Genomic DNA, 14,088 nt, shown 5'->3' on the forward strand with positions numbered 1-14,088 from the left:
GGAGGTAGTAAATGAGCACATTATACTTAGGAGCGGACCGTTCTAATATTGCAAAATACGTATTGTTTTCCGGGGATCCCTGGAGAGTGGATGTATTGAAGCAGTATCTTGAGGAACCGGTACATGTGGCATTCCAGAGGGAATTTAATACATATACAGGTATTTATAAGGGGGTTATGGTAACGGTAACTTCTACCGGAATTGGTGCACCATCAGCGGCAATTGCCCTGGAAGAAATGTATGAAGCAGGCATGGAAGTAGCAGTCCGAATGGGAACCGTAATGGGACTGCAGGATGATTTGCTGGGGAAATTTATTATCCCTGTTGCAGCTATGAGAAGAGAGAGCACCAGTCTGACTTATGTAGAAGAGTCTTATCCGGCAGTAGCGGATATTGAACTGGTCAATGCAATGAATGAAACTGTGACCCGGATGGGAGCAAAATATGTCAATGGCATCAACTGTACGATGGATGGATTTTACAGTCAGATGCATGATTCCAGGTTTTCTCTGGAAACAGGCAGGGATATGTCAGAAACCTTCCGGGAACTTAAGAAATTAAAGGTAACCGGTATCGACATGGAGTCCTCCTGCCTGCTGACAGTTGGAAGGCTGATGGGAGTTAAAACCTGTATTGTAACCATGACTACCGTATTAGAAAACTTAAAGGAAACATTGCAGGGACAGGCCAGAAAAGATGCGGAGGATCTGCTTTGCAGAACCGTACTGGAAGGAATATACCAGTATGACCAGAATCAGAAATGTAGTATGCAGAATGAATGATAAAGAAAGGAAGTTTGCAAAATGAATGATAAACAGATATTTACAACCAATACAAAGACAGTAATCGGTATGGTACACTGCCTGCCCCTTCCGGGGACAGCGGGATTTGGAGGCGATTATGAGCAGATTTTAAAACGAGCCGTTGAAGATGCAGTGACTTTGGAAAAAGCAGGTGTGGATGCAGTGATTGTGGAAAATATGGGTGACACTCCATTTAGTGCACTGCTGAATACTGCACAGATAGCAGCATTATCGGCAGCGGCAATGGAAGTGCGCAGAGCAGTAAACATACCAATTGGTATTGATGCAGCGTTTAATGACTGCAAGGCTTCCCTGGCAATTGCCGGAATCACAGGTGCTGATTTTGTTCGTGTTCCGGTATTTGTGGATACGGTGGTGTTTACCGATGGATACATTATGCCTTGTGCTAAAGAATGCATGGAATACAGAAAGCAGTTGAACCTGTCCCATGTTAAAATCCTGGCGGATGTTCAGGTAAAACATGCCCATATGCTGCTCCCCCATATTGCTGTGGAACAGTCGGCAAAAGAGGCAGCGGCTAACGGTGCCGATGCAATTATTGTGACCGGCAGTGAAATCGGTGTGGAAACGCCAATTGATATGATCGCCAGGGTGAAAAGAGCGGTATCACTTCCTGTTTTTGCGGGAAGCGGCGTAAATGCTTCTAATATCAGCGAACAGATGCAGACGGCAGACGGTGCCATCATAGGTTCCAGCCTGAAAAAAGAAGGGATTCTTACAAATCCCATTGATTATGAATTGGTGCGGGAAGTGATTGAAGGGTTAGGGAGTGTTTGATAAATCATTCCCGCCAGCTGCACGCCCCGCTTCCCTGAAAATCAGCCAAGCCGTCTGAGGCGAAATAAAAGAAACTGACAGAGATAAAAAACAGAATTTAATAAGTATAAAGTGAGGTAATGAAAAATGATGAGACCTATGAAATTAGCCGGAAGCCAGCTCCTGTTCGGAGAGGGCTGTCTGGAACACATAAGAACACTGGCGTATAAACGAGTTACGATTGTGCTTGGAGGCTCCAGTATGCATAAAAGTGGAATGCTGGATAAGGTAAAAAGATTATTTGAGAAGAGCGGGGCGGTTGTTTCCATTATCGAAGGTGTGGAGCCGGATCCGACTTTTGCCACAGTGTTAAGAGGCGCTAAGGAAATGCAGGCTGCAGAACCAGATCTGATTGTAGCTTTGGGAGGCGGATCCGTTATGGATGCTGCCAAAACCATGTGGATTTACTATGAAAATCCACAGCTTCAGAACCTGGAAGATGTATTGCCTCCCAATCCATTTCCACAGCTCAGGACGAAAGCACATTTCTGTTGTATTCCATCTACTGCCGGCACAGCCAGTGAGGTTTCCCGCTCTGTTGTAATCTCCGATAATGAGACGGGAATGAAACATGGAATTGGAAATATGGAAATGATGCCGGATATTGCCATCTGCGATCCAGTGGTCACTGTTTCCATGCCACCGCGCATAACGGCAGAGACCGGTATGGATGCCCTGACCCATGCAGTTGAAGCGTTGGTTTCCACCAGGGCAAATTATATCGGTGATGTTCTGGCTACTCAGGCAGCATTAGATATTATCGAATATTTACCGCAGGCATATGAAAATGGCCAGGATCTGTCAGTCAGGGAAAAGATGTTAAATGCTTCTATGGCAGCAGGCATTGCATTTACAAATGTTTCCCTTGGTATTGTACATTCTATGGCACATACCCTGGGCGGATTCTTTCACGTCCCTCACGGATTGGGAGATGCTATGCTTTTACCTTATGTGATCCGTTTCAACAGCCAGGATGAAAGAGCTGAAAAGATTTACAACGACCTTGCGCGCAAAGCCGGAGGAGAGAATCTGGCAGATATGATTGCAGGGCTTAATGAACAGCTTCATATTCCTGTATGCTTCCGGGAAATCATAGAGGATGAGGAAAAGTATAACAGTCTGTTAGATGAAATGGCAAAGGCCGCAATGGAAGATGGCTGTACTAAAACCAATCCGGTCATTCCGGCATTAGGACAGTTTGTAGAATTATTCAAGAAGGCATATAAAGGAGAATAGAGTTATGGAGATTATTTGTTACTTATCAAACGGTTACCCAACATTGGAACACAGCTATGAAATGGCAATTGAATATGCAGACGCCGGATGCGGTATGATTGAAATTGATTTTCCCTCCAGGGATCCGTATCTGGAAGGTGAATACATAGCAGGGAGAATGGCAAAGGCTCTGGAAGTATGCGACGACTATGACAAATACATGGACAGCATTATCGCAGTGCAGAAAAGGCTTCCTGGTGTCCAGCTGCTGGTATTGGCTTATGAAAATACCGTTGAGGAAATCGGCGCCGATAAATTCATCCGTTTCTGTCTCGACAACAATTTAAAAGATATTCTACTGGTGGGACTAAAGGATAATGCAATTAAAGACAAATTTATGGAAGCAGGACTTAGGGTATCCTGCTACGTTCAATACCACATGCTTCCGGAAGAAATTGAGATGGCGAAAAAGTCGAATGGATTTGTCTATATGCAGGCGAAACCCACCGGAAATATCAATCCTCAATATCCATTGCTTTCTGACTGCATAGCGCACCTGCGTGCCTGCGGAATTGAGAGTCCGATCTACTGTGGTGTAGGCGTACATGCGCCGGAAGACGTGAAAATGGTAAAAGAAGCCGGGGGAGATGCGGCATTTGTGGGAAGTACAATTTTAAAACTCCATGAAGATATTCCGGCATTGAAAAAAATGATTGGTAAGTTTGCGGCACAGTGTTAACTGGTTTTGTTTCACAAGTAAAATAGATTGGAATTGCATGCTGCGGCGGCAGGTCTGGTAAAGGAAAGGAGAGAATTATGAAGCAGGCAGGAACTGCCCAGAGCATTTCGATTATTACTCTGGGAGTGGAAGATGTAGAACGTTCGATTGCATTTTATGAAACACTGGGATGGGAGCTTTCTCCGGATTCTGATCCGAAGATGTGTACCTTTATGCTGACCAGCAATATCGTATTGGGATTGGTCCCGTATGACTTCCTGGCTAAAGACGCACAACTTCCCGTGTCACCTAAGAAACCATATAATGGGTTCACACTGGCGATAAACGGTTCAGATAAAGAAGAAGTAGATGCTTTATTTGCGGCGGCCTTGAAAGCGGGAGGAAGTTCACACCAGGAACCACAGTGGAAAGATTGGGGAGGCTATGACGGATATTCCGGTTATTTCCTGGACCCTGACGGATATCCATGGGAAGTTGCTTATGCACCATTTTTGCGACTTTCGGAAGATAGAAGGCTGTTACCGAAGACAAAGGGCGAATGAAAATGATATGTGAAAGAATATAAGTAGCGAAATACAAGACCGAAAAACAGGACCGAAAAACAGGACCGAAAAGCCATACTGAGATGAATACTGAAAAGCCATACCGAAAAGCAATACCAAAAAGCAATACCGAAAAGCAACACTGAAATGTAGCTATAAAATTCATCTAATAAAAAAATTATAGATATAGCACGGAATATACGGGTTCTTATATTCCGTGCTATATTTCCTGCATTCATTTGCTATAATAAAATATTATAAAAATGGATATAAAAATATGTGGAAAGTATTGTATGAAGAATATCTATCTTTATGGCCTGAGGCAGAATTCATCGTTGGAATGAAACAATGTCTTATTTGACACAGTAAGATAATATTATTTACCGGATTTTTTCACTCTATGCAAAGGAGGAAGGACCACATATGAAAATTTATACCAGGCTTTTTCAAAATATTGATTTCTAGTCAGTTAAATTTATGCGGGCTTTCCTTAGGGGCAGTGATGGTACTAAATTATAAAAAATACACTTCAAATTGGCAGAGTAATTATAAAAAAGGGGTCAGGGATTGTGAAGCAGATAGTTTTAGAACTTCAAAGAGTAATAAATTTACCAGGCGGTGTATTTGTGTTTTAGGAATAAAGCCTTATTTTATATAGGAAAATGGGTGAGGATGCGGGGATAGTAAAAAATTTTGTCTTGCTTGGTAAAAAATGAGAAAAACCTTGATTTAGTGGGGGTTTTAGGATATAGTGGTAAGAAAGAAGGCGGGAAATGCGTTGGATTAATATCAATATAGGATATATTGAAACCCGATTGTAGGGTAAGAACTACCCTCGGTAACAGGATTAATATCAATATAGGATATATTGAAACAAAATTTTTCTGGCAAGAAAGGGATTATGACTCGGATTAATATCAATATAGGATATATTGAAACAACACGCTCACATATTTTTGTGTAATATTTTTATGATTAATATCAATATAGGATATATTGAAACTATTTAGCTTGTTCCGTATATAATTCCAGCTTCTTCGATTAATATCAATATAGGATATATTGAAACTTATATATTGAAAAAAATAGTTCCTGTGAAATGGGATTAATATCAATATAGGATATATTGAAACTAGCGAAGCCCCAAATCCAGTTGCTGTTCCTGTGGGGATTAATATCAATATAGGATATATTGAAACGTAAGAAGTCCCTGTTCTGCCTTAAGCCTTTGTATCGATTAATATCAATATAGGATATATTGAAACTGGAAACAGCGCAGATCATGTTCGATACGCCCTGGGATTAATATCAATATAGGATATATTGAAACTAAAAGTGAGGGACGAACTTATAAAAGCTGGTTTAGATTAATATCAATATAGGATATATTGAAACTTCTTGTGTCGCGCTCTGCTTTCTCCTTTGCTCTCGATTAATATCAATATAGGATATATTGAAACTGATCCGGGTTAGTTTTATCTCTGCTTGCCTTTTAGATTAATATCAATATAGGATATATTGAAACTTCTTAATATCCCGGCTCTTTTTCTCCTGGATATAGATTAATATCAATATAGGATATATTGAAACTATTGGGCTATCTGCGTAGGCTTTACACCTATATGATTAATATCAATATAGGATATATTGAAACAGCAATTTTACAACAACGGCAGCAACAACAGCGGAGATTAATATCAATATAGGATATATTGAAACTTCCAAAGTTTACAGAGATGGAGGTATAAGAATGGATTAATATCAATATAGGATATATTGAAACTAATATCGGTTTCTTTCTCTGCCGTTTCCATTGCATAGGATTAATATCAATATAGGATATATTGAAACTAAACTCCATCCTTTCTTAAACTGCATCTTTAAAGATTAATATCAATATAGGATATATTGAAACATCGGTTGCAAGCATGCATCACACGTGTGAACCTGATTAATATCAATATAGGATATATTGAAACTCGTTTACTGTTATGCTTCCATCACCTCTCATTTGCGATTAATATCAATATAGGATATATTGAAACTTAACTTTGCATCAGGGATTTGTGGAGTTTTGGGATTAATATCAATATAGGATATATTGAAACAAAGTAAACTGGCCGTAATCCCCATATACAAACATGATTAATATCAATATAGGATATATTGAAACCTATAACCGCACACATACCCCCCAGAAAGATAAAGATTAATATCAATATAGGATATATTGAAACTTTGAAATGTCTTCAGCCATTAACAGGGGACAGCCGATTAATATCAATATAGGATATATTGAAACAAGTACTTTTCATTTATCTTCAGCTCTACGCAATCTGATTAATATCAATATAGGATATATTGAAACAAGCGATCAATAAGCTTATTAAAATTAGAGCCTACGATTAATATCAATATAGGATATATTGAAACCTATCACCGGATTATTAAGGTAGCCAGAACCATTGCGATTAATATCAATATAGGATATATTGGAACCAGTTTTACTATCACTTGTTATAAGCGGTATATAGATTAATATCAATATAGGATATATTGAAACGCTCTTATGGTACCGGTTATATCCACGTCCTTTGGATTAATATCAATATAGAATATATTGAAACTCTCGTAAACCATTTACTTTTGTGTTCATAGTACCGATTAATATCAATATAGGATATATTGAAACAGCATTTCATAAACACGATCAAGATCATAGGCCGGATTAATATCAATATAGGATATATTGAAACCCTGGACGTATAATATTGTTAGAAGAGTCTTGTATGATTAATATCAATATAGGACATATAAAAACAGGAGTATGCACATCCAACCTAATCCACACAGTACAAATTTAAAGAATATAAATCAACAAAAATATTATTCGATAATTTAGTATTTAATTTGACAAAATATACCATTTATAATATAATATTACTGTGAAAAATACACAAATTAACCAAAGAAATTTAAATCATATTGATCTAAAATAATACACTATTTTTATATTAAATTATTAGATCCATATTATTTAGATTTACTTATTAATGGGAGGAGTGAGTTACAATTGTTAGTTTTTGAATACCAGCTGCGGGTACGTCTGTTAGAAAATATGGACTATGCCAAAGCTACCGGAACAATCGCCTATTTCCTGGATAGTGCGCTTGGAAAAACAGATAAATTTCTGGAATTACATAATAGAAGAGAGTTTAAATATTATGTTTATGATCTTCCATATCCATGTGAAAAAGATGGAATTTATCAACAGGGTAAGATTTATGTTATGAGGATTCGAACTGTTCGGCAGGAACTTGCAGAATATTTTTCGAATATACTGAGTCATCATTCGTCAAAAGAAATTGTGGGATTAAATGGCGAAATAAAAATTATTCAGCAGAAAGTATTAGAAAAAATTTATACTTTAACACCAGTTGTAATAAAGACAGAATATGGTTACTGGCGGGATCAGATGAACGTGCAGGAGTTTGAAAAACGTTTGAAAATTAATCTGGTTAAAAAATATAATCAGTTAATGGGTGAAAAATTAGATGAAGATTTTTCGCTTTATGATTATATTGAATTTAAAAATAAGGTGCCGGTGCGTGTGCCGTATAAGGGAATTACTTTGTTAGGTGATAAGGTAAATATGATTGTATCGAAAAATCCTACGGCGCAAAAATTATGGTATATGGCGATAGGAACTGGAATAGGAGAGAATAATGCCCGAGGAGCGGGCTTTATTAATTATCGGTATTTGTAACATAGCAAAGGGGTGATCGGATGTTACAGGAAGCTATGGAAGTTTTTCAGCAAATCCTTCAACAAAAGGGGGATCGGCTGGTACTGGATGAGTATGTTCCTAAGGATGGTACCTATCGGATTATTAAATTGACGGAAGATAGTTATAATATCGAGAAGACATTAGATATCCGGTATGATAGAAAAAATGATGAAATAGTAGGAAAAACAGATTCCATTTACAATAAGATATGTTATTTGGATTATTATAGTAAACTTTTAGAAATGAATAAGCCAATTGACGCAAAGAAAATTATTCATTCTAACAATTATTTGTCTCTGTGGATGAAAAAAGATAGTGTAAAGGAAGAAAAATTAACAGAAGAGATAATAGATTCTTATTATGAACTTTTAAAATATCCGGAAATAAAGTATGGGAAGAAATTAAAAGCTAAAGTTTTATATGAAGCTACAGAGCAAGAACTGGGAAAACCCAATGTTACGCTGATAGAAAAAATTAGAAAATGTGTTGCCGAAAAAGATATTTGGGAAGATATAGATCTGGAACGAAAAGATTATTTGAAATTCTTTTTTATTGTAGAGGATTGGGAAGAAACGCAGGCTTTATATAGATGCGAGGGAAGCCGTTACTTATTTCCAAATATTTTTAATAATAATGATTTTAACGAAGTGGAGTCTGGGGAAATACTGGGGCTTCCAAATGATAATATGGGTATGAACGCAAAGAAACCTTATCTGGCTAACAGGACCAGAAAAGTGGCGGTGCCGTATCTTTTAGATAAAGATCAGGCAATTTTGCAGGCCAAATTATTTGATTATTTAATGGGTTTTGCATCGAAAGGAAAGGTTAATGTATATATTGATGCAGATCATCTGAGAATTCGCGGATATTCGAATACAGAAGAGCCTCAGGGATTGGAAAATGGCTATTTTTTACGTCTGAAAAAAGGGAAAGAAGTTGAAATTCATCAAGGTGATATTATCAGTAATTATAATACAAACTTACAACCAGTATTTTATTTGAGAAATGGTATTGGGATTCCTGATAAAACCTTGGAGAAATATGACATACAGTATAATACATCCCATGATAAGCTTTGGATGCTGAAGGGACTCATAGATCAAACTTTTTTTGAAAATAAGCTTTCAAATAATTTCTTTACGGAAGCTAAGGATATTGCAATAACGGACGGAGTGTTAAAGAGGACTCTTTTGGAAAGCAGGGATCGCCTTTTTGCATGGTTTTATAAAGGATGCAGAGAAAATGTGGAAGAATTGCTTGATAAAATTTCTATGGATTTGATTATAAATGCAATTGGAAACGGAAGAGTGTTTTTGGCACGAAGGCAATTTAATTTAAGATGGTCACTGATTGATTATTTTAGCAAAGATAGGGGGATGGAGTTAAGAATGGAGAATGTCAGAAAAATATTATGGGAAAAAATGAATTTAAAAGATGATTGGGAATTCATGTCGGGAGACGAGTTTGGATACGCAGCCGGACAGATGGTTTCTTATCTGATTTCGAAAAGTAAGGCAAATAACAAGCCATCTTCTTTAGTAAATCCTTATTTAAATGCAAAAAATCATACAGTTATAAAACGCAGATTATTACAGCTTTATAAGAAATATAATTATGATATTTCCCACTATCCGGATAATCGGGCTGAAAAAATATTTACTCATATCATGGACTATATGCCTAAGGAAAATGAGTCGCTGAACAAAGAAATGATAGCCGCTGGATTTACAGCAGAATTACTTATTTACAATAAGAAAAACCAGGAAGGTGGGGAAGAGTTATGATGAATAAAAGAGTATATGGTGTTTTGGGAATCGCATCCGTTATGGCTAACTGGAATGCTGATTTTTCCGGGTATCCGAAAACTACTTCTGATGGATCTACCTTTGGAAGTGATAAGGCACTAAAATATCCAATGAAAAAGATGTGGGATAATCAGGGCAAACCTGTGATATATATAAAATCAATGAGGTTTGAGAAAGGTAAAAAGGGAGATGTTTCCTTAATACCAAGAAGTCTGAAAGAACGTTATGAGCAGATATTTGATGTGACGGATTTAAAAGATTGTAAAGATATTGAATCTGTACTTCGAAATTTATTTCAAGCGGTAGATGTTAAAAACTTTGGTGCAACATTTGCAGAATCCGGCAATAATATTTCTATTACTGGTGCTGTTCAAATCGGACAAGGATTTAATAAATACGATGAAACCGATCCCCAGGAGCAGCCTATCCTTTCTCCATTTCGCGATGCATCCAAAGTCAAGGATGGGGAAGAGGCAAAGAACTCTACCCTTGGAACTAAAATAGTCAGTAATGAGGCTCACTATTTCTACCCATTTGTAATCAATCCCCTTGCGTACAAAGAATATGTGGAATTAGGAGTGACGGAAGGGTATACAGAAGAGGATTATCAGAATTTTAAAGAGACTTCCATCGTTTCTGCCACGGCATTTGCTACCAATGCAAAAGCCGGATGTGATAATGAATTTGCACTTTTTGTAGAAACAGAAGCAGATTTATATCTGCCATGCTTATCCGAATATATTTCATTTGAAAAAGGTGACGATGAGCAAAATACCATTCGTTTGAATTGTTCTGATTTATTAAATAAAGTGAAGGACAAGGTTAAATCTGTAGAAATATATTTTAATCCATACACAACGAAGATTGAGGCAGATGTGGAAGGAGCACGGTATTTTAATATCATCACCCGGAAAGAGGTGTGATATGGAAATTTTAAAATTCAGGTTAAGAGGTAAAAACGCCTTTTTTAAAGTGCCTGAAGTTAATACCTACTATTATTTTACGTATGGCAATATTCATAAAGTAGCGCTTTTAGGCATGTTTGGTGCAATTATGGGGTATGAGGGATATGAACACAAATATGACAGGTATCCGGAATTTTATGAAAAATTAAAGGATATTCAGATCTCGGTAATACCGGAAGGAGAACATGGCTATTTTCAAAAGAAAATTCAGTTTTACAATAATACAGTAGGATATGCTTCTCAGGAAATGGGCGGAAATCTAATTGTGAAAGAACAATGGCTGGAGCATCCGGACTGGACAGTCTGCGTCTTGATACAGGATCCGGAAAGTAAGAAATTAGCAGATTTCATGGTAAACAGGCGGTGCATTTATACACCTTATCTTGGAAGAAATAATCATCTGGCAGATATCGATGAAGTGGAAATCATAGAGGCGCAGATGATAGAATGCGAGGAAAAAAAGCTTCATAGCTTAGTGCCTGCAGATGTTGTTGAGTTTGACATGGATGAGATGTCTTTTAAATATGGAGAATATTTGCCGACAGGTTTAAAAGAAGTGACGAATCTGTATGAGGTTAAAAAATTTATTCTAACGGATGCTGAAATAGTGCAGTGCGAAAAGGATGTTTATCAGATTGGTGACAGAAATATTGTTTTTTATTAATGAACAAATATTAGTTTTTAGGACATGAAAAACGCTCTAAGTGATTTGGTTAAAGGCATAAATTTAAATTGGTTGCAGGTAAGGAGGAAACCGCAGAATATAGAAGTAACATTCTATATTCTGCGGTTTTTTGTTAGTAAAATATAGATAACTTAAAGTATAGTCAATAGTAATTAAGGAGGGAATTATGTGTTTGTTTATAAATATGGAGGATGTAATAAATGCTGATTATCCGTTATATGCTCACTGGAAGGATGACAGCGATAAAGAAACTTTAGTGGAACATTTACAACGGTGTGGCAAGTATTTTCAAATGTTGGAAAAAGAGAAAGAGTTATCGATAGTGGTCAAACGTTTTGCTTTGAAACTTCTCCCCAATAATCCCGATAATATTCAAAGTTTTATTTATAAAATGTTTTGTAATGTTGTTTTATTTCATGATTTTGGCAAAATTAATCCCGCATTTCAAATTCAAAAAACGAAAAATAAAAAGGTGCCAATAAAGATACTCGATGGTTTGTCAGGTTCGGATCATTCCTTGTTTTCAGCAGTCATTTACCTGGATTATTTTTTAGAGGAGATTGAGAAAAGCAGTTATTCCAAAAAAGATAAAAGTTTATTAACGTTACTGGTATGGATTAATGCATATGTTATCTCCAGGCATCATAGCGATCTGGAGAAGATGATTGATTTTACTTCAAAATTTAAGGCAAAAGATGGAGAAATTGGATATCTACTGGATGTACTGACACAGTCTGGGCTTGAAGGATATGCCGGACTGCGCAGTCTGACCAGTGATACCATTAAAAAATGTGTGAAAAAGTATTCAAATGTAAAAGATAGAATGGACCGGGGGCAGGATATCACTTGTTTCTTTTATATGCGGTATTTGTATTCAGTATTAGTCGCCTGCGATTATTATGCAACGACTGAGTACATGGAAAATGTAGAAATAAAGGAGTTTGGAACGATTCAATGTGCAGACACTTTTCAGGAACCTTATGAAAGATCGGAGTTGTTGCAAAGTATACGTAATTATGAAAAAGAGAGAATATTACAAGCGGAAAAGTCTTTGGTAGAATGTAATGATATTAATCGTATGAGAAGTGAAATGTTCCTGGATGCTGAGGAAGCATTGCGTAAAAATCCGGAAGATACGATTTATTTTCTGGAGGCACCTACCGGAAGCGGGAAAAGTAATACAGCTATGAATTTGGGCTTTCAATTGTTGGGCAGTGGCAAAAAGATATATTATATGTATCCATTTAATACACTTGTAGAGCAGAACCGGAAAATTTTGCAGGAGATATTTACAGATAAAAAAGTACAGAATCAGATCGTGGTGGTAAATTCGTTAATGCCTATTACCGGCAGGGGAAATATTGCCGAGGATTCGCGGGAATATTACCAGAATGCACTATTGGACCGCCAGTTTCTAAACTACCCATTTATTTTGTCTACCCATGTAAGTTTTTTTGAAACACTTTTCGGATATAGAAAAGAAAACATATTTTCCTTTATGCAGTTAACGGACAGTATCGTGATCCTGGATGAAATTCAAAGCTATAAAAATACGATATGGGCAGAAATAATAATATTTTTGCAGGCTTGTTCGGAACTGCTTGGTATGAAAATAATTATAATGTCGGCAACGCTGCCTGGACTGGATATTCTTGCGGATGGAGAAGGTACCGTAACGAGGCTGATTGAGGATCGAAAAAAATATTTTAACCATCCGTTGTTTCAGAAACGGGTAACGGTTTCTTATGAGTTATTAAAAGAGAAAATGACCATAGATCATTTGTTGGAACAGGTATTAGAAAAAAGCAAGCCCGATAAAAAAGTCTTAGTTACTTTCATAAAAAAAGATTCGGCATACGAATTTTTTGATTCTTTATGTAATTACAGTGATATACAAGTTCCAGCGTATCTGATTACAGGAGATGATTCCATGTATGAACGTGAGCAGATATTAAGACCGATCAGGGAAGGGAACACAGGCGGCATGATACTGGTATCTACCCAGGTAATTGAGGCGGGGGTAGATATTGACATGGATATAGGATTTAAAGATATTTCAAAGCTGGATAGTGAAGAGCAGTTTCTTGGACGTATTAACCGTTCCTGCAAAAGAGATGGTATTGTATATTTTTTTGATATGGATCAGGCAAAGAATATTTATGGATCGGATTTTCGGATTGATGAGTCCTTTACACTTTTGACGTCGGAAATGAGAGAGATCCTGAAAGAGAAAGAGTTTGATATATATTATAAAAAAGTACTCAATGTATTGAAAAAGCAAAGAAACGAAAGTACTTCTTCGGAGGGCTTAGATGACTTTTTTTATGAACATGTAAAACATATGAATAGCCCATGTATTGCGGATCGCATGAAATTAATAGAAGAAAATAAATGGAATATGAGTCTGGTAATATGCAGAACACTTGAGATAGAAAATGGCAATGTATTGGATGGGTGGAGTCTTTGGGAAAGATACGAAGAGCTGCTTCGCAACAGAACCATGGATTTTTCTGAAAAGCAGTTAAAGCTGTCGGATGTAAGAAGTAAACTAAATAATTTTATCTATCAGGTAAAATGGAATCCTAATTTAAACTACAGCGGGGTTCTTGGAGAACTTTACTGTATCCGGGACGGAGAAGAATACTTTGAAAATGGAAAATTAAATCGGAAGAAGCTAGAATCACAAGGAGTAATGTTTGTAGATTTATAG

At 36.8% G+C, this 14,088-nt stretch carries 10 protein-coding genes and 1 CRISPR repeat array; all 10 genes read left to right on the forward strand.

Annotated features, from left to right (window positions below; translation table 11 throughout):
* Positions 1-11 precede the first annotated feature (11 nt).
* On the forward strand, positions 12-782 hold the full coding sequence (locus CD03_RS0107980; protein ID WP_027293195.1) for a nucleoside phosphorylase: 771 nt from the start codon (positions 12-14) through the stop codon (positions 780-782).
* A 21-nt stretch (positions 783-803) separates the two neighbouring features.
* Positions 804-1,601, forward strand: a complete 798-nt coding sequence (locus CD03_RS0107985) for a BtpA/SgcQ family protein (protein WP_027293196.1) — start codon at positions 804-806, stop codon at positions 1,599-1,601.
* 126 nt (positions 1,602-1,727) lie between these two features.
* The gene (locus CD03_RS0107990; protein ID WP_027293197.1) at positions 1,728-2,876 is read left to right on the forward strand and encodes an iron-containing alcohol dehydrogenase; all 1,149 of its coding nucleotides are present in this window, start codon (positions 1,728-1,730) and stop codon (positions 2,874-2,876) included.
* A 4-nt stretch (positions 2,877-2,880) separates the two neighbouring features.
* Entirely contained in the window at positions 2,881-3,594 is a 714-nt protein-coding gene (locus CD03_RS0107995; RefSeq protein WP_027293198.1) for a tryptophan synthase subunit alpha, read from the forward strand.
* Between the two features lie 77 nt (positions 3,595-3,671).
* A complete protein-coding gene (locus CD03_RS36725) occupies positions 3,672-4,136 on the forward strand; it encodes a VOC family protein (protein WP_044289238.1) in 465 nt (154 codons plus the stop codon).
* A gap of 781 nt (positions 4,137-4,917) precedes the next feature.
* A CRISPR array of direct repeats spans positions 4,918-6,957; the repeat unit is 30 nt; unit sequence GATTAATATCAATATAGGATATATTGAAAC.
* Positions 6,958-7,209: 252 nt separating this feature from the next.
* Complete coding sequence (cas6, locus tag CD03_RS0108005; protein WP_027293199.1) at positions 7,210-7,902, forward strand: CRISPR-associated endoribonuclease Cas6; 693 nt, start codon at positions 7,210-7,212, stop codon at positions 7,900-7,902.
* A gap of 20 nt (positions 7,903-7,922) precedes the next feature.
* Entirely contained in the window at positions 7,923-9,707 is a 1,785-nt protein-coding gene (locus CD03_RS0108010) for a hypothetical protein (protein WP_027293200.1), read from the forward strand.
* Positions 9,704-10,651, forward strand: a complete 948-nt coding sequence (locus CD03_RS0108015; RefSeq protein WP_330377160.1) for a type I CRISPR-associated protein Cas7 — start codon at positions 9,704-9,706, stop codon at positions 10,649-10,651. Before CD03_RS0108010 ends, CD03_RS0108015 begins: the two co-directional genes overlap by 4 nt.
* Position 10,652: 1 nt before the next feature.
* Positions 10,653-11,357: a type I-B CRISPR-associated protein Cas5b gene (gene cas5b / locus CD03_RS0108020; RefSeq protein WP_027293202.1), complete on the forward strand. Its 705-nt coding sequence runs from the start codon at positions 10,653-10,655 to the stop codon at positions 11,355-11,357.
* A gap of 187 nt (positions 11,358-11,544) precedes the next feature.
* On the forward strand, positions 11,545-14,088 hold the full coding sequence (locus CD03_RS0108025) for a CRISPR-associated helicase/endonuclease Cas3 (protein WP_044289240.1): 2,544 nt from the start codon (positions 11,545-11,547) through the stop codon (positions 14,086-14,088).

The sequence above is a fragment of the Robinsoniella sp. KNHs210 genome (genome assembly GCF_000686105.1).
GTDB classification, from domain to species: domain Bacteria; phylum Bacillota; class Clostridia; order Lachnospirales; family Lachnospiraceae; genus Robinsoniella; species Robinsoniella peoriensis.